The sequence below is a fragment of the Nonomuraea sp. NPDC050404 genome, assembly GCF_040655495.1.
In the GTDB taxonomy this organism is placed as follows: Bacteria; Actinomycetota; Actinomycetes; order Streptosporangiales; family Streptosporangiaceae; genus Nonomuraea.
In genome coordinates this window covers 57,818-77,748 of the sequence record NZ_JBFAKB010000022.1, presented here as the reverse complement: position 1 = coordinate 77,748, position 19,931 = coordinate 57,818, and the positions used below count along the sequence as shown (strand labels likewise).

Annotated in this window: 17 protein-coding genes; 8 read left to right on the top strand and 9 right to left on the bottom strand. The window is 70.0% G+C overall.

Annotated elements, in window-relative coordinates:
• Window positions 1-3: 3 nt before the first annotated feature.
• Entirely contained in the window at window positions 4-1,149 is a 1,146-nt protein-coding gene (locus tag AB0I81_RS44665) for an MFS transporter (RefSeq protein ID WP_360671480.1), read from the bottom strand.
• Between the two features lie 98 nt (window positions 1,150-1,247).
• Here AB0I81_RS44665 and AB0I81_RS44660 point away from each other — a divergent pair, with 98 nt between their 5' ends.
• Window positions 1,248-1,799, top strand: a complete 552-nt coding sequence (locus AB0I81_RS44660; RefSeq protein WP_360671078.1) for a CGNR zinc finger domain-containing protein — start codon at window positions 1,248-1,250, stop codon at window positions 1,797-1,799.
• A gap of 23 nt (window positions 1,800-1,822) precedes the next feature.
• Complete coding sequence (locus AB0I81_RS44655) at window positions 1,823-2,776, top strand: NAD(P)-dependent oxidoreductase (protein WP_360671076.1); 954 nt, start codon at window positions 1,823-1,825, stop codon at window positions 2,774-2,776.
• Between the two features lie 35 nt (window positions 2,777-2,811).
• Here AB0I81_RS44655 and AB0I81_RS44650 read toward each other — a convergent pair whose 3' ends face one another.
• The 6 genes from AB0I81_RS44650 to AB0I81_RS44625 form a co-directional block, all read right to left on the bottom strand.
• Window positions 2,812-3,075, bottom strand: coding sequence for a hypothetical protein (locus AB0I81_RS44650; RefSeq protein ID WP_360671073.1), 264 nt, complete (start codon window positions 3,073-3,075; stop codon window positions 2,812-2,814).
• A 103-nt stretch (window positions 3,076-3,178) separates the two neighbouring features.
• On the bottom strand, window positions 3,179-4,462 hold the full coding sequence (locus AB0I81_RS44645) for an ABC transporter substrate-binding protein (RefSeq protein WP_360671071.1): 1,284 nt from the start codon (window positions 4,460-4,462) through the stop codon (window positions 3,179-3,181).
• A gap of 5 nt (window positions 4,463-4,467) precedes the next feature.
• Window positions 4,468-5,472 carry a branched-chain amino acid ABC transporter permease gene (locus AB0I81_RS44640; protein ID WP_360671068.1) on the bottom strand — a complete coding sequence of 335 codons (1,005 nt, stop codon included), beginning with the start codon at window positions 5,470-5,472 and terminating at the stop codon, window positions 4,468-4,470.
• Window positions 5,469-6,350 carry a branched-chain amino acid ABC transporter permease gene (locus AB0I81_RS44635; protein WP_360671065.1) on the bottom strand — a complete coding sequence of 294 codons (882 nt, stop codon included), beginning with the start codon at window positions 6,348-6,350 and terminating at the stop codon, window positions 5,469-5,471. Before AB0I81_RS44635 ends, AB0I81_RS44640 begins: the two co-directional genes overlap by 4 nt.
• Before the next feature lie 4 nt (window positions 6,351-6,354).
• Window positions 6,355-7,068, bottom strand: a complete 714-nt coding sequence (locus AB0I81_RS44630; RefSeq protein WP_360671063.1) for an ABC transporter ATP-binding protein — start codon at window positions 7,066-7,068, stop codon at window positions 6,355-6,357.
• Window positions 7,065-7,823 (bottom strand): ABC transporter ATP-binding protein, encoded by a 759-nt coding sequence (locus tag AB0I81_RS44625; protein ID WP_360671060.1) that lies wholly within the window; start codon window positions 7,821-7,823, stop codon window positions 7,065-7,067. Before AB0I81_RS44625 ends, AB0I81_RS44630 begins: the two co-directional genes overlap by 4 nt.
• Window positions 7,824-8,001: 178 nt before the next feature.
• Here AB0I81_RS44625 and AB0I81_RS44620 point away from each other — a divergent pair, with 178 nt between their 5' ends.
• Both AB0I81_RS44620 and AB0I81_RS44615 read left to right on the top strand, forming a co-directional pair.
• Complete coding sequence (locus tag AB0I81_RS44620) at window positions 8,002-9,354, top strand: helix-turn-helix domain-containing protein (protein WP_360671058.1); 1,353 nt, start codon at window positions 8,002-8,004, stop codon at window positions 9,352-9,354.
• Complete coding sequence (locus AB0I81_RS44615; RefSeq protein WP_360671055.1) at window positions 9,341-10,807, top strand: long-chain fatty acid--CoA ligase; 1,467 nt, start codon at window positions 9,341-9,343, stop codon at window positions 10,805-10,807. The genes AB0I81_RS44620 and AB0I81_RS44615 overlap by 14 nt, the downstream gene beginning before the upstream one ends.
• 34 nt (window positions 10,808-10,841) lie before the next feature.
• Here the strand turns inward: AB0I81_RS44615 and AB0I81_RS44610 are convergent, their stop codons facing one another.
• Both AB0I81_RS44610 and AB0I81_RS44605 read right to left on the bottom strand, forming a co-directional pair.
• Window positions 10,842-13,151, bottom strand: coding sequence for a M28 family peptidase (locus tag AB0I81_RS44610; protein ID WP_360671052.1), 2,310 nt, complete (start codon window positions 13,149-13,151; stop codon window positions 10,842-10,844).
• A gap of 72 nt (window positions 13,152-13,223) precedes the next feature.
• A complete protein-coding gene (locus AB0I81_RS44605; protein WP_360671049.1) occupies window positions 13,224-15,548 on the bottom strand; it encodes a glycoside hydrolase family 2 TIM barrel-domain containing protein in 2,325 nt (774 codons plus the stop codon).
• 228 nt (window positions 15,549-15,776) lie between these two features.
• Here AB0I81_RS44605 and AB0I81_RS44600 point away from each other — a divergent pair, with 228 nt between their 5' ends.
• From AB0I81_RS44600 to AB0I81_RS44585, 4 genes are read left to right on the top strand one after another with little or no spacing between them, the layout of a single operon-like run.
• Window positions 15,777-17,093 (top strand): extracellular solute-binding protein, encoded by a 1,317-nt coding sequence (locus tag AB0I81_RS44600; protein ID WP_360671047.1) that lies wholly within the window; start codon window positions 15,777-15,779, stop codon window positions 17,091-17,093.
• Between the two features lie 4 nt (window positions 17,094-17,097).
• Window positions 17,098-18,021 (top strand): sugar ABC transporter permease, encoded by a 924-nt coding sequence (locus tag AB0I81_RS44595; RefSeq protein WP_360671044.1) that lies wholly within the window; start codon window positions 17,098-17,100, stop codon window positions 18,019-18,021.
• Window positions 18,018-18,845, top strand: coding sequence for a carbohydrate ABC transporter permease (locus tag AB0I81_RS44590; RefSeq protein WP_360671041.1), 828 nt, complete (start codon window positions 18,018-18,020; stop codon window positions 18,843-18,845). Before AB0I81_RS44595 ends, AB0I81_RS44590 begins: the two co-directional genes overlap by 4 nt.
• A gap of 30 nt (window positions 18,846-18,875) precedes the next feature.
• Entirely contained in the window at window positions 18,876-19,886 is a 1,011-nt protein-coding gene (locus AB0I81_RS44585) for a LacI family DNA-binding transcriptional regulator (RefSeq protein ID WP_360671038.1), read from the top strand.
• Window positions 19,887-19,931: the final 45 nt, after the last annotated feature.

Sequence of the window (19,931 nt, the reverse complement as noted above, 5' to 3'; positions counted from 1 at the left end):
GGATCACCGGGACGCGTGAACGCGGCGGCGTGCACGGATGAGCCGGAAGGTGAGGGCTGCGACAGCCGACAGGGTGGCGGACAGGGCCAGGGCCGTGGGGAGGGACCAGGTGGCCAGCGGGCCCGCGGTCGCCGCCCCGAGTGCGAAGGCGGTGATCTTCAAGCTGGCGCCGGTGGTGAAGATCTGGCTGCGCAGGGAGTCCGGGGCCTCGCGGTGGCGGACCGCGAACAAGGCGGTGAGCTGGGGGCCCTGAGCGATGCCGACGAGCAGCATGGCGGCGATGAGCAGCGCTGGTTGGTCGATCGTGGCCAGGGACAGGGCGGCGGCCTGGATGAGGGCGGCGGCCCAGATGATCGTGTCCGGGGTGATGGGTCGGGGCAGCCGGGAGAGTACGGCGTTGGCGGCCAGGGCGGCGGCGGCCGCGCACGACAGGAGCAGTGCGCCGCGGTCGGCGTCGCCCAGCACCTGTACGCCGAGCAGCGGGAGGCAAGCCACCAGCATGCCCTCGGCCATGCAGCAGATGACCGAGATGAGGGTCGCTCGGGCCAGGTGCCGGTTCTCGACCATGATCCGGGCTCCGGAGATGAGGGAGCCGAGCACCGAGCCCGGCCGCCCGTCCAGGGGTGGACCGGAACGTGCCGGTAGCGTCCACGCGCTGGGGACCGCCACGCCGATGAGCACCACGGAGAGCACCACGGCCGTCGGCGCCCCCGCCAACTCGGCCACGATGCCGGCGAGAGCCGGTCCGGTCAGGCTTGCCAGGCTGAAGGTCATCGCGTCGAGGGTGTTCGCCCTGGGCAGGCCGGCAGGCGGCACCACGCGGGGCAGTTGGGCGGTCCAGCCGCCTGACAGGGCCGGCCCGAGCAGGCCGGTGAACACCGCGATCAGGACGCTGACGGCGATCGGGAGATGGCCGAGTCCCATCAGGATCGTGCCCAGGCCGGCCGCGTACAGCAGGAGTGCGCCGGCCAGCAGGCGGCCGGGCCGGGCCGCCCGGTCCAGGAGCGCGCCGAGCACAGGGCCGCCGACCGCCGCGGCGGCCGTGAGGCCCGCGAGCAGCAGTGAGGCTTCGGCGGCCGAGCCGGCGATGGCGAATCCCGCCAGCATCAGGGCAGGTCCCGACATTTCATCCCCTGCGCGGGCTGCCACTGCTCCGGCCAGATAGGGGCCGATGGAGTAACGACTTCTCACCTGCGGGACGTTACTGACGTAACGCAAAAAATAGCAATATGCGTTACATTGCAGGAATGCCGACTGACGACTGGTCCACCCGGCATTCCGTGTTGTCGATGGCGCGGCGCACCGCCGCCCTCGTCAACGCCCTCGCCGACGACCGCGCCACCACCCCCGCCACCATCGGCGAGGTGCTTCGCCAATACGGTGAGCTGGACCCCATCGACCTGACCGCCGGCGATGTCGCCGACATGCGCAAGGCCGCCGTACTGCTGCGGGAGGTCTTCGCCGCCGGCGACGCCGACGCCGCCGCCACGGCACTCAACCGCCTCCTGCGGGAGCACACGGGACCGCTCCGCCTGACCTCGCACGGCGGCACCACCCCCTGGCACCCGCATCTCGATCGCGACGACGACGGCCCCTTGGGCGAATGGTTCCTGACCTCGTCCTGCATGGCGCTGACCGTCCTCGTCTGGGACCGCCAGCGACCACCCGGCAGGGTCTGCACGTCAACCGCCTGCCAGAACGTCTTCATCGCCCAGGGCAGCGGCCCAGAACGCCACTACTGCTCACGCCGCTGCGCCACCCGCGAACGGGTCAAGGCCCACCGGCGCTCCCGTCAATGAAAGGGCGGGTTTAGGCTGGCCGCATGCGCGTTGTGGTGATCGGTGGGAGTGGACACATCGGGACGTACCTCATTCCGAGGCTGGTCGGGGCGGGGCATGAGGTCGTCAATGTGAGCCGGGGGCAGCGGGAGCCGTACACGGCTCATGGGGCCTGGCAGCAGGTCGAGACCGTCACCGCCGATCGGGAGGCGGAGGAGGCGGACGGCGCGTTCGGGCGGCGGATCGCCGAGCTCGGAGGCGATGTCGTCATCGACCTCATCTGCTTCAAGGAGGACAGCGCCAGGGCGCTCGCCGACGCGCTCGCGGGGCGGGTGCGGCACTTCCTGCACTGCGGGACGATCTGGGTGCACGGGCCCAGCGCCGAGGTGCCGGTGACCGAGGACAGCCGGCGGGAGCCCTTCGGCGAGTACGGCGTGCGGAAGGCGGCCATCGAGGCGTTCCTGCTCGACCGGGCCCAGCGCGACGGCTTCCCGGCCACGATCATTCACCCCGGGCACATCGTCGGGCCCGGATGGGCGCCGGTCAATCCGCAGGGGAACATCAATCCGGCCGTGTTCCAGGCGCTGGCGGAAGGGGCCGAGGTGACGCTGCCCAACCTGGGCATGGAGACCGTGCACCACGTGCACGCCGACGACGTCGCCCGGCTGTTCATGGATGCCATGGCCGGGCGGTCGGCGGCCGTCGGGGAGAGCTTCCACTCCGTCGCCGCCACCGCCCTGACGCTGCGCGGGTACGCCGAGGCGGCGGCGGGATGGTTCGGCAGGAAGGCGCGGCTGACGTTCCTGCCCTTGGAGCAGTGGCGCGAGACGGTGCCGGAGTTCGACGCGAAGCTGACCTACGACCACATCGCGCACAGCCCGCACTGCAGCATGGAGAAGGCGGCGCGGCTGCTGGGGCACCGGCCCCGGTACTCCCCGCTGGAGGCCACCGCGGAAGCGGTGGACTGGCTGGTCAGGGCCGGAACCATAAAGCCTTGAAGCTGGTCGGGGCCGGGACGATCAAGCCCTGACGGCTAGTCCCGCCGGAGGTCGCAGGCGGCCCTGGCGTGCTCGGACGCGACCTGGCTGTCCTCAAGGATCTCGATGCAGAAGGCGTTGACGAGCGAGTTGCAGGCGTCGATCCTGGCCTGGGTCGTGGGATAGCCGTGGCTGTTGAGGTAGGCGAGGCATTCCTGCGGAGACTGTGCGGTGGTGGCGGCGTTGGCGATGGCAGGAAGGGTGAACATGGTCATCGCGAACAGCCCCGCGGTGAAGGCGGCGTTCTTCAGTGCACGCATTGCGGATCGGGCCCCTCTCTCCAACTCGGATGGAAACTCGTCCGATTCTTGAGCGGGGAAAGGGGCCATACCAGGGCATCAACCGGACATTCGCCGGGCATCCTCAGCCGGTCAGCGGGCCGAACTCCTTGCGGGTGTCGATCACCTCGCCGAACAACTCCCACCGCTCACCCTTGAACGTCATGAGCTGCATCGACTCGATCGGGAACCCGTCACCCTGCGCGGTGTCCAGCGTCACCCCGGGCAACAGCATGTCCACCTTGACCCCCTTGAGGTTGCGCACGGCGTCCCGCAGCCCTTCGCGGGTCGGGCACCCCGCCGCCTCCATGGCCTTGTGGAAGCTGCTGGCCACCGCCCATCCGAAGGTGTGGTAGGGCACGTTCACGTCGGCGCCGGGCGCGTACTGCTGCATCTTCTGCTTGTACAGCGTCATCTCGGCGTCGTTGGCCCACTGGGGATCGTTCGGGTCCTTGTAGTAGGTGGCCGACACGACGCCCTGTACGTTCGGGAAGCCGACCGGCTTGAGCACCGTGATCGAGGCGGCGACGTTGTTGACGATGTGCAACGGGTTCCACTTGGCGTTCTTGGCGTCGGCCGCCAGCGCCTGTGAGCCGAACTTGGGCGTGGTGATGTTGAGCAGCACGTCGGCCTTGGAGTCGGCGAGGTTGCGCATCTGCGGGTCCACGCTGGGGTCGGACACCTCGTAGCTCTGCTCGGCCACGACCTTGACCTGCGTGCCCTCCAGGGCCCGCTTGAACCCGCCGAGCAGGTCCTTGCCGAAGTCGTCGTTCTGGTAGAGCACGGCCACCTTGGCCTCGGGCTTCTCCTTCTTCAGGTACGCGGCGTAGACGCGCGCCTCGGAGATGTAGTTGGGCTGCCAGCCGATCGTCCACGGGTGCGCGGTGTCGGTGCCCCACAGGGAGGCGCCGGTGGCCACGAAGACCTGAGGCACCTTGCGCTGGTTGGCGTAGTCCCAGGTCGCCGCGGTCGAGGGGGTGCCGAGCGTCTGGAACAGGGCGAACACCTGCTCCTGCTCCACCAGCCTGCGGGCCTCCTCGACGGCCTTGGGCGGCTGGTAGCCGTCGTCGCGCACGACGAACTCCACCTTGCGCCCGCCGATGCCGTTCTTCTCGGCGTTGACGTAGTCGAAGTACGCCTTGATGCCCTTGGGGATGTCCCCGTAGGCGGAGGCGGGGCCGGACAGCGGGTAGATGCCGCCCAGTTTGATGCTCTTGTCCGTGATGCCGGTGGTCTGCTGGCCCGCGCACTGACCCGCCGCGGCCGTGCCCGCGGTGCTTCCACCGGTGCCGCCCGTGTCCGAGCGGCCCCCACAGGCGGCGACGGCGCAAAGGAGCAGCGCCGTGCAGCCGATCGCAGAAACTCGCATCCCTCTTACTCCTTCCGGGGAATCTTCTTGATCAGGCGCCCGGCCAGTCCGGCCAGCCCCGTCGGTGCCACGTACATCACCGCGATGATCAGCAGGCCGAAGATGACGCCGGGCGCCGCGTCGTTGATGTCCTGCGAGATGCTCGGCACGAACATCACGAACAGCCCGCCGAGCACAGGCCCCGCCAGCGACCCGAGCCCGCCGACGACGAGGCCGGCCAGCAGGGTGATCGACAGGTTCACGGTGAACGAGTCCGGCGAGACGAACCCGATCACCCACGTGTAGAGGCATCCGGCCGCACCGGCGAACATGGCGCTCCAGGCGAACGCGAGCGTCTTGTAGAACGACAGCCGCACGCCCATCACCTCGGCGGCCGTCTCGTTGTCCCTGACGGCGTGCAGCGCCCGGCCCACCCGTGACCGCAGCAGCGAGGCGGCCAGCAGGAACGCGGCCACGGCGATGGCCAGGGTGAGGAAGTACAACCACTGGTCCTCGGCCAGGCCGCTCCACGCGGGCGGGGCGGGCTTGGTCAGGGTCAGGCCCATGGACCCGCCGGTCAGCTCCTCGAAGCGCTTGAGCAGCGGCACGAGGAAGATCGCGATGGCGAGCGTGACGAGGGCCAGGTACAGGCCGCGCAGCCGCATCGCCGGCACGCCCAGGGCCAGGCCCAGCACGAACGCCACGGCCGCCGCGGCGGGCAGCGTCACCAGGTACGGCAGGTCCCAGCGGTCCAGCAGAATGGCCGAGGCGTAGGCGCCGACGGCGAAGAACGCGCCGTGCCCGAGCGAGATCTGCCCGGCATGGCCGACGAGCAGGTTGAGCCCGAGCAGCGCCACCGCGTACACCAGCACCATCGTGAGCTGGAAGACGTGGAAGGGGACGAGTTGGAAGGGCGCGTACACGGCGGCGGCCAGCAGCACGGCCAGGCCGATCCAGGTCCAGCGCCGGTCGGGCCCCTTCCCGAGCGCCGCGGTCCGCGGGGGCTTCACCGCGGTTTTGCTCGCGCTCATGCCCGCTCCACCACCGCTCGTCCGAACAGCCCCTGGGGCCGCAGCAGCAGCACCCCGAGAATGATCACCAGCGGCACCCCCACCTTGAGGTCGGACCCGATGACGCCGACGTAGGCCCCGGCGAGCGTCTCCGCGACGCCCACGACCAGCCCGCCGACGACGGCCCCGAGCGGGCTGTCGAAGCCGCCGAGCGTGGCGGCGGCGAAGGCGTAGATGAGGACGCCGCCCATCATGTTCGGCTCCAGGAACAGCAGCGGCGCCACCAGCACCCCGGACACCGCGCCCACGGTCGCGGCCAGGCCCCAGCCGAGCGCGAGCGTGCGCCCCACCCGGATGCCGACCAGCCGCGCCGAGGCCGGGTTCGCGGCCACCGCGCGCATGCCGAGCCCGATCCTGGTGTGCTGGAAGAGCAGGTACAGCAGGCCCATGACCAGTGCCACCACGCCCAGCACGCCGAGTGTGGAGAAGTTCACGTCGATCCCGGCCGCCTCCAGCGCGCCGCCGGGGAACGGGTTCGGGAAGTCCTTGATGAGGAACGTCCAGATCCAGCCGGCCGCGGCGTTGACGAAGATGAACAGGCCGACGGTGACGATCACGATGGTCAGCTCGGGCGCTCCCTCGACCGGGCGGATGATCACTCGTTCGATCAGCATCCCGCCGGCGAACGACACGGCCAGCGTCACCACCAGGGCCAGCCAGAACGGCATCCCGGCGGCCACGCACTGCCAGGCGATGTAGGTGGAGAACATGGCCAGCTCGCCCTGGGCGAAGTTCACGATCCCGGTGAACTGGTAGATCAGCACCAGGGCCAGCGCCAGGCTGGCATAGATGGCGCCCGCGCCGAGCCCCTCGACGACCTGTTGCAGGAATCCGGCCATCGCGCTACACCCGGTACCCGAGGTAGGACTGCGCGACCTGCTCGTCGGCCCGGATCTCCTCGGCCGTGCCCGACAACACGATCCGCCCGGTCTCCAGGACGTGCGCCTGCTGGGCGATGCCCAGGGCGAGATGGGCGTTCTGCTCGACGACGACCACGGTGGTCCGCTCCTGTTCGTTGATGGCCTGGACGATGCGGAACAACTCCCGGGTGACCAGCGGGGCCAGGCCGAGCGACGGCTCGTCGAGCAGCAGCACCCGGGGGCGCAGCATGAGGGCCCGGCCGAGCGCGAGCATCTGCTGCTCGCCGCCGCTGAGGCTGCCCGCCGCCTGCTTGAGCCGGGTCTTCAGCACCGGGAAGTAGGTGTGGATGCGTTCGAGGTCCTCCTCGACGGAGGGGCCGCGCCGCACGTACGCGCCGAGCCGCAGGTTCTCCTCGACCGTCAGCGGCATGAACGTGCCGCGGCCCTCGGGCACGTGCGCGACACCGAGCCTGGCCACCGCGTCGGGCGAACGCCCTGTCAGGTTCGTGCCGCCGAGGGTGACCGTGCCGCGTGCCCTGACCATGCCGGACAGGGCCCGCAGCAGCGTGGTCTTGCCCGCGCCGTTGGGGCCGAGTATCGCGCAGACCTCCCCCTGGCGGACGGTGAACCGCACGCCGTGCAGTACGCGAGCGTCGCCGTAGCCCGCGACCAGGTCTTCCACCACGAGATCGGTCATGCCGCCGTCCCCAGGTACGCCTCGATCACGGCCGGGTCCCGCTGGACCTCCTCGGGCGGGCCTTCGGCGATCTTGCGGCCGAAGTCCAGGCAGACGATGCGCTCGCAGATCCCCATGACGAAGCCCATGTGGTGCTCGACCACGATGACCGTCAGGCCGTACTCGCGGCGGATCGACTCCAGCGTGCCCGCGAACTCCTCCACCTCCGCCGCGTTCAGCCCGTTCACCGGCTCGTCCAGCAGCAACAACCGGGGCCGGCCGATCAGCGCGCGGGCCAGCTCCACCCGTTTGAGCGTGCCGAACGGCAGCCCGGTCGCGGGGTGCGCGGCCACCTCGGCCAGGTCCAGCCGGGCCAGCACCTCGTCGGCGTCGGCACGCAGCGTGCGTTCCTCGCGGCCCACCCACGGCAGCCGCAGCGCGGCGGAGAAGAAGCCGGCCCGGCCCCGGTGGTGCGCGCCGACCAGCACGTTGTCCCGTACCGACAGGCGCGGGAACAGGCCCAGGTTCTGGAAGGTCCTGGCGATGCCGAGCCCGGCGATGGCGTGCGGGGCCACGGCGGTCAGGTCCCGGCCCTCGTACGAGATCGTGCCCGCGTCGGGGTCGTAGCGCCGGGTCATGCAGTTGAACAGGGTGGTCTTGCCGGCGCCGTTCGGCCCGATGAGCCCCACCATCTCACCGCCCGCCACCTCGAACCCCACGCCGTCCAGCGCGGTGATGCCGCCGAAGCGAACGGTAAGATCGTGTACCTCCAGCATCCGGCCTCCTGGAGAACAATGTTCTGAAGTTGGGCTCAGCGTAGGAGCCGCTCGTCAGGGGCCGCATTGGGCACGGTGACCCAAGATGTCCGCGGCGAGTTGTCCGCGACGCACATGCTGGGTCTCGGACCGGTTACGACCCGTTGACCGTGCGGCGATAGCCATGGATCATCCCGGCATGTCCACTGGTTCGAGCACCGTGGAAGCCGCCGTACGCGCGGAACGCACCCGAATCCTGTCCGAGTTGCTGCGCGACCTTCAGGAGCTGGCCGACGTCGCCGTCACGACGATGCGCGAGGAGATCCCGGCCTACGAGGCGCAGGGCCCGGCCTTCCACGCCGACGTGCGGGACCAGGTGGTCAAGCACTACCGGGCCAAGCTGGGCGTGCTGCTCGAAGATCGCACCGTGACGCTGGAGGACATCACCTTCACCCGGCGCGCGGCGATGCGCCGGGCCAGGGCGGGGGTGGCGCTGGCCGACTACATCAACGCCTTCAGGGTCGGGCAGCAGGTGTTCTGGGAGGCCGTGGTCGAGCGGGCCGGGCACCGGTTCGCCGGGTGCGAGGCGGCGTTGTCGCTGGCGGCTCCGCTGATGCGGTACTGCGACTTCGCCAGTACGCACGCGGCCAACGCGTACATGGAGTTCCAGCAGTACACGGCGGCGGAGGCGGCCCGGGAGAGCCGGGACCTGCTGGAGACGCTGCTGGCCGGGGCCGTGCCGACGCGGGGCAGGGAGCTGGCGGCGGCGCAGGCGTACGGGCTGGCCCCGGACGCGCGCACGCCGCTGCTCGTGGTGATCGCGGTGCTCGCCGGGCTGCCCGGCGTGCCCGAGGCGGGGATCGACGCGCGGCACTCCGCGTGCGCGGCCGTCGCCAGGATCACCGGGAACGGCGCACGTACGCTGTCGGTCGTGCGCCAGTCGGAGATCGTGGCCATCCCCGTGCTCGGCCCCGGCACCGGTCCGGAGGAGTTGTGCGACCGGCTCCAGGCGCTGGTCACGAGCCTGGCCGCCGAGGGCATCAGGCTGGCCATGGGCGTCAGCACCGTCTCGGCCGGCGCCGCCCAGATCCCGCGCGCCTACCAGGAGGCCGCGGCGGTGCTGGACTTCGTGCCCGAGGAGGGCGGGCTGGCGGCGCTGCCCAGGATCACGCCGTTCCACTACCTGGCGCTGAAGGCCGACGACACCGCGCGTAACCTGGTGGACCCGCGCATCACGTCGTTGTTGTCGGAGGACCGGGCGCGCGGCGGCGTGCTGACCGCCACGATCAGGGCCTTCGCCGCGGCCGACCTGAACCTGCGGGCCGCGGCCGAGCAGTTGCAGATCCATCCCAACACCGCGCAGTACCGGCTGCGCAGGATCCAGGAGCGCACCGGGCGGAGCCTGCGCTCGATCAACGACCTCGTCGAGTTGCTCGTCGCGATCGCCCTCCAGGACACTCTGCCCACCAATGCGGGACGGGAAAGACTGGCCGCCGCGACCAATGAGCGCCGTGGGAGATCGGACGTACGGTCTTCCCATGAACCTCGCTGACCGGCTCCACACCGCCGCCGCCCGGCTCGGCGGCAGAGCGGTTCTCACGCTGGACGAGGCGGAGCTCACCTACGGCGTGCTGGAGGAGCTGAGCGCACGCCTGGCCGCCCTGCTGCGCTGCCGCGGGATCGGCCCCGGCGACCTGGTCGCGATCATGTTGCCGAACGTGCCGGAGTTCGGCGTCGTCTACTACGGGGTGCTGCGGGTCGGGGCCGTGGTGGTGCCGCTGGACCCGCTGCTGAAGCGGCGGGAGATCGCCGCGTACCTGGGCGACTGCGGGGCGCGGCTGCTGATCGCCTGGCACGCCTTCGCCGAGACGGCCGAGGCTGGTTCGGCGGGCACGAAGGCGGACTGCTTCTTCGTGGTCCCCGGCGAGTTCCGCCGGCTGCTGCGCGGCGTCGCGGCCGAGCACGAGGTCGCCGCCACGGCCGACGGCGACACCGCGGTCGTCCACTACACCTCCGGCACCACCGGCCGGCCCAAGGGCATCGAGCTGACCCACGCGAACCTGGCGGGCAACGCCGCCACCGTGGCCCGCATGCACGCGCTCGGCGTGGACGACGTGGTGCTGGGCGCGCTGCCGCTCTACCACACCTTCGGCCAGACCTGCTCGCTGAACGCGACCGTGCACGCGGGCGCGCGCCTGACGCTGCTGAGCCGCTTCGAGGCGGGGCGGGCGCTGGAGGTCATCAGGCGCGACGGGGTGACGGTCTTCCAGGGCGTGCCGACCATGTTCATCGCGCTGCTGGACCATCCGGGCGCATCCGACATGTCGATGCTGCGGGTCTGCGCGTCCGGCGGGGCGGCGCTGCCGCTGGACGTGTTGCGCGCCTACGACGCCAGGTTCGGCTGCGAGATCATCGAGGGGTACGGCCTCAGCGAGACCTCCCCCGTCTCCGCGACCAACCGGGGCGGCGGGCACCGCAGGCCGGGCTCGATCGGCTGGCCCATCAGGGGCGTGGAGATGAAGATCGTCGACGAGGACGGCCGCGAGCTGCCCACCGGCGAGATCGGCGAGATCGTGGTGCGCGGCCCCAACGTCATGAAGGGCTACTGGAACGACCCGGAGACCACGGCGGAGGTCATCAGGGACGGCTGGTTCCACACCGGCGACCTCGGGCGTACCGACGAGGACGGCTACTTCTTCCTGGTGGACCGCCGCCGCGACGTGATCATCCGCGGCGGCTACACCGTCTATCCGCGCGAGGTGGAGGAGGTGTTGTACGAGCACCCGGCGGTGCGGCAGGCGGCCGTGTTCGGCGTGCCGCACCCCGAGCTGGGCGAGGAGATCGAGGCCGTGGTGGCCCTGCGCGCGCCGGTGAGCTGCGAGGACCTGCGCGACTACGTACGCGAGCGGGTGGCCGCCTACAAATACCCCCGCCGGGTGTCGTGCGTGGACGAGCTGCCGATGAGCCCCACCGGCAAGATCCTCAAACGCGCCATCATCCGCTAAAGCGGGTAGGTCCGGGTGATCGCGACGACGCCGCTCAGAGCTGGTACGTCCGTGTCACGGCGACGATGCCGCCATCCTCGCGCGTCGCGGCCACCAGTCCGGGCGGCATGGGCGTGAACCCGGGCACCGCCGCGAACCCGTCCCGCTCGCCGATCGCGGTCACCCGGAACCCACCCGTACCCGACACCCGCACGGTGATCTCCGCGCCCGTTTCCGGTATGCCACGGAAGCGCACCTCGCCCGGCCAGGTGTTCGCCCGCGTCCCGGTGACGGGTATGGTCACCGGCCGCATCCCGTCGGCCTTGGCGGTGGCCTCGACGATCGGCCGTTCGATCCGCAGCGTGAGCGAGCGCGCGCCCTTGCCCGCGCTGACCCGCAGCCGGTAGGTGTCGCCGCTCTGCCGCAGCACCCTCACCTGGGGCCCGTCGATACGCACCGCCGGGGCGCGGCCGGTCCGCAGATCTCCACGGACGTAGCCGGGCGGCAGGAACGAGGTGTCGGAGCCGGAGACGTACCGCTTGGTCCAGTCGGAGGGGTTGAGGTCGGCGCTGACCCAGCCGGCGTTCCCGCTGTCGGCGTCCATCACGTAGGCCAGGTGCGTACGGCGGGGATTGCCCGCGTCGAAGCCGTCCAGCGCCAGCCCGGCGGGAACCAGCACCACCGCCAGCGTGGCCGCGGCCAGCGGCACCCCGAACGCCACGGGACGGCCGAGCGGGCGCTCCGGCTCGGGCAGCCACAACTCCAGGGCCGGCAACACGGTCAGCGCGAACAACACCAGCACCACCGCGCTCGCCCCGCCGAGCGCCAGCCCCATGCCGTCGAACACCATCAGAGCCAGCGCGGGCAACAACGCCGCCGACACCAGCAGCCCCGCCGTCAGCACCACCACCCGCCACACCGCGCCGCGCAGTGCGAGCGCGGCCAGCCCACCGAGGGCGGCGAACAACGCGGGCAGCGTGAGCACGAACGAGGCGCCGGGCGCGATCTGCGCGCACACCACTCCGAGCACCGCCGGCCAGGCCAGCGCCCCGATGGCCAGCGCGGCGGGCCCGACCCTGCGCCGCAGCACCAGGTACCACCCCAGCACCGCCAGCCCGGTCATCACGATCACGGCCGCGCGGAACGCCTCGGGCCGGTGCAGCAGCCCGCCCATCCCGTAGTAGTCGGGCCGCATCGCCACCAGCACCTCCCACAACCCCTGGGCCAGCACCACCGCCAGCACGATCGGCACGACCGCCGTCACCGCGCCGACCGTCATCCTGGCCAGGCCCGCCACCCGCCGCCGCCACGCGAGCAGCGCCAGCCCGGCCACCACCACCAGAGCGAGCCCGGCCAGCGGCCAGACCAGCGCGTTCGGGTAGGTGATCATGACTCCGAAGAGCCGGAAGTAGGTGAGGTCGTGGCCGGTGCCCAGCGTCGGCAGGTCGGCCGCGCCGAGTGAGCGCGCCAGGGCCAGCATGTTCGTGCCGTGGTGCTGCAGGCTGCCCCGGTTGAGGAAGGCGAGTGAGTCGTCGGCGGTGTGGTAGCGCGAGGAGTCCTGGATGTAGGCGAAGTTCATGCCGGTGAACCCGGCCGCCGTCAGCGGGGTGAAGTCGGTGTTGTTCGGCATCAACCGGTACAACTCGACCATCACCGAGTCGCCCCTCGGGTACGGCACGGCCCCGGCGAACGTCTCGACCAGTCCGGCGTTGTCCTTGGAGGTCTCGAACATCAGCGACGGCCCGCTGACCCCGCGCGCCTCCCAGTTCAGCAACACCCCGCCCTTGCTGCCGAGCGGATGCTCCCTGGCGAACGCCTCGGCGCCGAGCACGCCGTCCTCCTCGCCGTCCGTCATCAGGAAGACGAGATCATTGCGGAGTTTCACATCCCCCAGCGCCCGTACGGTCTCCAGCATCGCCGCCAGTGCCGCCGCGTCGTCCGAGACGCCGGGGCCCATCGCGGCGGAGTCGTAGTGAGCCGCGATCACCACCGTGCCGGTGGAATCAGTGCCGCGCCGGGTGGCCACGATGTTGTCCACCTGCCCGAACGCCGCCAGCCCCGTCGAGGAGTTGGCCCCCACGGCGCTCTGGACCTCCACCTCCAGCCCCGCCGCCCGCAACTGCCCGGCCAGGTACTCCCTGGCCCGGTCGCCGGCCGCGCTGCCGATCGGGCGGGGCTTCGTGGCGAACCGCTCCAGATGCCGCAGGGCCCGCTCGGCGCTGAACTCCGCCGCCGGAGCCCCGGCGGGCAACGGCTGCATCGTGCTGTTCGACATGGCGGTCAGCAGAACAACGGCGCTCAACACGAGCAGCGCCGACACCCCCGCCAGCACACGGCGGGGGACGTCGATCAACTTTCCTCTCATGACCAGGAACGCTAGGTTCGCGGCCCCGGCCGCCGGAATGGTGCGCTCGCCCGTTCCGTCCTGTGGTTTTCCTCAGTGCTCGTTGACGCAGCGCAGCACCGGGTACGACACGAGCGCGCCCTCGTCCAGCTCCTTGTCCGTCCTGATGTGGAAGGTCACCCTCTCCCCCGGCAGCAGCGTGACGAGCTGGTCGTCCACGGTCGCGTCCGGGTCGAGCCGGTCGGGGAAGATCGCCAGATCGCGCATGATGGTCCCGGCGCTGACTTCGACCGTGTACCCGTCCGCCACCCGTTCCACGAACGTGACGGCCTTGGCCTTCGGGTAGCCCATCTCCGGATCCTCGGCCAGCGCGAACACCTTCCGGTCACCGCCCAGCTCGGCCGTGAGCAACCGCGCCCGCTCGTCCTGCGGCGGGTCGAGGCGCAGCGTGCCGCGGGCGGGCACCGTAACCTGCTCCCCGCGCCCCGCCAGCACCTCGCCCGACAGGTCGCGCGCGGCCAGCTCCAGCGTGCCCGCCCACTCCTCGTCGGTGTCGTTGACCAGCACGACCTCCGTGCCCAGCCGGGTGATCAGCCGGTCGGCGTAGGAGCGGCGCAGCGCGTACCACAGGGGCTTCCTGCGGCCCTCGCCGTCCACGGCGGCCCAGGACGTGACCGGCCAGCAGTCGTTGAGCTGCCAGACGATCGTGCCCATGCAGTACGGCATGAGCGCACGGAACCGCTCCACCCCGAACGTCATCGCGCGGGCCTGGTTGAGCTGCGTGTAGTAGTGCCAGTCGGCGAAGTTCTCCGGCTGCGGCAGGTGCCCGCGCAGGCCCTTGAGCAGTTTGTCCTGCCCGCCGGGGGCCTTCTGGTGCGAGGAGTCGGGGGTGAGCGGCTCGTCGGAGGAGCCGGCGCGCAGCGTGGCGTACGTCGGCGGCCCCTGGTAGCCGAACTCGGCCACGAAGCGCGGCGTGTAGTCGGCGTAGTGCTGGTAGCCCAGGTCGCCGCCCCACACGGTCCAGATGTGCACGGTCCCGGTCGAGGGGTCGCGGGCGTCGCGGCCGGGGTCGCCGGAGTAGGGGCTGCCCGGCCAGTACGGCCGCGTCGGGTCGAGCTCGGCCACCACCGAGGGCAGCACGTCGTAGTAGAACGCGGAGCCCCAGCTTCTGTCCCCCAGCGGCTCCTGCCAGTCCCAGTGCTGGTGGCCCTCGATGTTCTCGTTGTTGCCGCACCACAACACCAGGCTGGGATGCGCGGCCAGGCGGGCCACGTTCTGCCTGGCCTCGGCCTCGACCTCGGAGCGGAACGGCTCCTCCTCGGGGTAGGCCGAGCAGGCGAACGGGAAGTCCTGCCAGACCAGCAGGCCCTCGCGGTCGGCCAGGGTGTAGAAGTCCTCGGACTCGTAGACGCCGCCGCCCCACACGCGCAACGCGTTCGCGCCGGTGCCGATCGCCTGCCGGAAGCGCTCGGCCAGGCGCTCGGAGGTGACGCGAGTGGGGAAGCAGTCGTCGGGGATCCAGTTGAAGCCGCGTACGAACACCGGCTTGCCGTTGACGATCAGGCGGAAGGCGTCCGTCTCCAGCTCGACCGTGCGGAAGCCGATCTCCCGCCGCCACTCGTCGGAGCCCGCGCGCACGGTCAGCCCGTAGAGCGGCTGCGCGCCGTGGCCGCGCGGCCACCAGCGCTCGGCGTGCGGCACGTCCAGGCTCAGCACGGCCTCGCTCTCGCCCTGCGCCAGCTTGGCCTCGACGCTGACGCCCGCCACCTCGGCGGTGACGGTGACCGGCGCGTCCCCGGTGCGCTCGACGCGTACACGCACCTCCACGCCGTCGCCGCGCACCAGCGGGCGCACCTCGGCCAGGCGCGCGCCCGACCAGCTCTCCAGCCCGATGGGCCGCCAGATGCCGCTGGTGACCAGCGTGGGGCCCCAGTCCCAGCCGAAGTTGCAGGCCATCTTCCTGATGAACGGATACGGCTCGTCGTAGGGCCCGGGGCGTTCGCCGTGCCGCTCCTGCTGCTCCTCCGCGTAGGCGTAGGGCGCGCGGAAACGCACTTCGAGCTGGTTCGCGCCCTCCCGCAGCAGCTCTCGGGCCGCGAAGCGGTAGGTGCGGTGCATGTTGGCGGTGGTGCCGAGCTCCTGCCCGTTCAGCAGCACGGTCGCGACCGTGTCCAGGCCCTCGCAGACGAGGTCGGCGCGCTCGTGGCCGTCGTCGTGCCAGTCGAACGTGGTCGTGTAGACCCAGTCCGTACGGCCGATCCAGCCCAGCCGCGTCTCGTTGTCGTCGCGGTAGGGATCCTCGATCAGCCCGGCGGCGAGCAGGTCGGTGTGGACACTGCCCGGCACGGCCGCCGGGATCTCGCCGGGATCTCCGCCAACTGGTCGGAGGATCCAGCCGTCGTGCAGCGGACGGTACACGTTGAGTCTCCCTACTAAACCGATTAAGCCCGCCAGACTCTACGTGTATGCCATGAGCCGGGTCAACGGTTGGTTTTATGTAACGGTTAAGCAACAGGGCTTTACATTGTCGGCATTCGCGGCGGACGATCTCGTCCAAACCTGAACTGAAGCGCTTTAGTTCCTCATCGCGCCCCGCCTCGTCCATGGGGCACCGCGCGAAACCCCCTGAGGACGGAGACCATGGACATGCAACGCAAAGCACTGGCCGGCGTCACGCTGGTCTCGGTGTTCCTGATCGCCGCCTGCGGCGGCGGCACGAGCACCGGCGAGCCCTCTGCCAGCGCTTCCGCCCCCGCCGACCCGGCCAAGGCGACCGGCGAGATCACCATGCTGACCAACAGGACCGACATGGTGACCGACGGCACGCTGGCGAAGTACGCCGCCGAGTTCAACAAGACCTACCCCGGGATCAAGGTCAAGTTCGACGGGATCACCGATTACGAAGGTGAAGTCAAAATCCGGATGAACACCGAGAACTACGGTGACGTCCTACTCATCCCCACCACCATCAGCCCGACCGACTATCCGAAGTTCTTCTCCTCGCTCGGCCCCGCCGCTGAACTGAGCAAGAAATACCAGTTCACCCAGAAGAGCACCGTGGACGGCAACGTGTACGGCCTGACCTCCTTCGCCGTGGTCAACGGCTTCGTCTACAACAAGGACCTGTGGACCAAGGCCGGGATCACCGACTGGCCGAAGACGCCTGACGAATTCCTCACCGCGTTGCAGACGGTCAAGGACAAGACGGGAACGATCCCGTACTACACGAACTACAAGGACGGCTGGCCGCTGAGCGGCTGGCAGGGCGCCATGGGCTCGATCACCTGCGACCCCAAGGCCAACGACAAGCTCGCCACGTCCGACAACCCCTGGGCGGCGGGCAGCGACCTCAACGTCTCCGACACGTTGTTGTTCAACATCGTCAACCGCAAGTTGTCCGAGCCCGATCCGACCACCACGAACTGGGAGGACAGCAAGGGGCTGCTGGCCAACGGCAAGATCTCCAGCATGTACCTCGGCTCCTGGTCGATCGTGCAGATGCGGGCCGCGGCCGAGAAGGCCGGCAAGAGCGCGGACAACATCGGATACATGCCCTTCCCCACGCAGGTGAACGGCAAGTTCTGCGCCCCCACCACCCCCGACTACGTCTACGCGATCAACAAGAACTCGGGGCAGCAGCAGGCGGCGCGGGCCTGGGTGGACTGGGTGCTGGACAAGTCCACCTTCACCGCCGACATCCAGGGCATCTCCAGCGTGCGCGGCGCGCCGCTGCCGACGGCGCTCAAGCCGTTCGAGGAGGCGGGGGTGGAGTTCTTCGAGCTCTCCCAGGCCGAGTCCGGCAAGGTCACCACGATCGACAACGCCGCCGAGGTGGGGCTGACCAAGCCCGAGTACCGCCAGAAGCTCGTGGACATCGGCCGCGGAGCCGCCAAGGGCGACCTGAACGGCACCTTCGGCGAACTGGCCAAGAAGTGGGCCGATGCCATGGCCATCGGCGGATAGCCCGATGACCGGCACCTCCGTACGTACGCGCAGACCTGCGACCCCACCGGCCCGGCACGCGGCGACGCCGCCGCGCCGGTGGGGGCGGGTGACCCCCTGGTTGTACCTGGCCGCGCCGCTGATCATGCTGGTGACGTTCACGTACGTGCCCGTGGTGAGCATGATCTCCTACAGCTTCACCGACTGGGACGGCGTCAGCCCCGACCGCACCTACGTCGGCCTGGAGAACTATCTGCAGTTGTTCACCCGGCCCGAGCTCTTCTCCGTCTTCGCCACCAGCCTGTTCTACCTCGTCGCCTCCTTCGTGCAGATCGCGCTGGCGCTCTACTTCGCGGCGGTGCTCAGCTTCAACACGCGCTTGCGTAGTTTCTTCAAGGGCGTCATCTTCTTCCCGTACCTGCTCAACGGCGTCGCGGTCGCGTTCGTCTTCCTGTACCTGTTCCAGCCAGGCGGCACGCTCGACCAGGTGCTCGGGCTCGTCGGGATCGACTCGGAGATCCTCTGGCTGGGCGATCCGGACCTGGCCAACGTCTCGTTGTCCGGGGTCTCGGTCTGGCGCTTCATGGGGCTGAACTTCGTGCTCTTCCTCGGCGCCATCCAGTCCGTGCCGTCGGAGTTGCACGAGGCCGCCATGCTGGACGGGGCCACCCGGCCGCAGATCATGTGGCACATCATCATCCCGAGCATCCGGCCGATCATCAGCCTGAGCGTCATCCTGGGTGTGGCGGGGGCGTTGTCGGTGTTCGAGATCCCGTACATCATGACCGGCGGGTCGGGCGAGACCAAGACGTTCGTGATCCAGACCGTGAAGCTGGCCTTCCAGTTCAACAAGACCGGGCTGGCCTCGGCCGCGGCCGTGGTGCTGCTGGTCATCATCCTGCTGATTACCTGGGTGCAGCGGCGGGTCGTCCCGGAGGAGGGGTCGTGACAGCGCGCATTTCCCTGACGGCGCTGAAGTATCTCTCGCTCGTCGTGGCCGCGGCGGTCGTGCTGCTGCCGCTGCTGACGATGTTCGGCACGTCGTTCAAGACGCCGGCGGAGATGGCCGCGGGCGACATCCTGGCGTTGCCCGCGAGCTGGTTCAACTTCGAGAACTACCGCATCGCCTTCGCGAACGGGAACATGCTGGCGGCGTTCGGGAACACGGCGTTCATCCTGCTGTTCTCGATCGCCGGGACCATTCTCATCGGGTCCATGGCGGCGTACGCGATCGACCGTTTCGCCTTCCGGCTGAAGAAGGTCGTGCTGGCGCTGTTCCTCATCGCCACGCTGGTGCCCGGGGTGACCACGCAGGTGGCCACGTTCGAGGTGATCGACACCTTCGGGCTGTTCGACACCCGGTGGGGGCCGATCCTGCTCTTCATGGGCACCGACATCGTCGCCATCTACATTTTCCTGCAGTTCATCAGGAACATTCCGGTGTCGCTGGACGAGGCCGCCAGGATGGACGGCGCGACCTCGTTCACCATTTATCGGCGGGTCATCCTGCCGCTGCTCAAGCCCGCCATCGCGACGGTCGTCATCATCAAGGGGATCACCGTCTATAACGAGTTCTATATCCCGTTTCTCTACATGCCGTCGGAGGAGCTGGGCGTGATATCCACCTCGTTGTTCCGGTTCAAAGGGCCGTTCGGCGCGCACTGGGAGGTCATTTCCGCCGGAGCCGTGCTGGTGATACTGCCGACGCTGGTCATTTTCCTGGCGCTGCAGCGGTTCGTGTACAACGGATTCACCGCCGGAGCGACCAAGTGACCCTGCCCGATGTCCGCCTACGATAGGCGCGTGAAACGGCTGACGATCAGCGATATCGCCAAGCGCGCGGGCGTGTCGATCGGGGCGGTCTCCTTCGCGTTGAACGGCCGTCCCGGCGTGTCCGAGTCCACCAGGCAGCGCATTCTCGCGATCGCGGCCGAGATGGGGTGGCGGCCCAACGCCGCCGCCCGGGGCCTGTCGGAGTCGCGGGCCAACACCGTGGGGCTGATCATCGCCCGCAGCGCCGACACGCTGGGGGTGGAGCCGTTCTTCATGAAGTTCATCGCGGGGATGGAGAGCGAGCTGGCACTGACGCGTACCGCGCTGCTGTTGCAGGTCGTGCCCGACCACCTCCGCTCGATCGAGGCCATCAACGACTGGTGGGCCGAGCGGCGGGTGGACGGGCTGATCGTGATGGACCTGTGGAGCCAGGACGCGCGGCTGCCTGTGCTGGAGTCGATGGGCATCCCCGCCGTGCTCGTCGGCCGCCCCCGGCCGGGTGGGATGCCCGCCGTCTGGAACGACGACGCGGCGGCGGTGACCGAGGCCGTGGACTTCCTGGTCGGGCTCGGTCACCGGCGCATCGCCCGGGTCGCCGGGCTGCCCGCGCTGGAGCACACGCAGGTCCGCACCGCCGCCTTCCACGCCGCCATGGCGCGGCACGGGCTCGCGCCCGTCGCCGTCGTGGACACCGACTACACCTGGGCGGCCGGCGCGCGCGTCACCCGCGACCTGCTCGCCGCCGCCACGCCGCCGACCGCGATCACCTTCGACAACGACGTCATGGCCACCGCCGGGGTGAGCGTGGCCAGGCAACTCGGCGTCGGGGTGCCGCAGGAGTTGTCGATCGTGGCCGGGGACGACTCGCAACTGTGCGAAATGGTCTTTCCGACGCTTACCGCGTTGTCCAGGGATGTGCAGGCGTACGGGGTGCACACGGCGCGCACCCTCGTGAGCCTGCTCGACGGAGGGTCGCCCGGCTCCTTCCAGGACGCGACGGCCCGCCTGGTCGCCAGGGAGAGCACCGCCCCCGCCCCCTGACCCGATGCCAGATTTGCACCATAAATGAAAATCGTTACCATTATC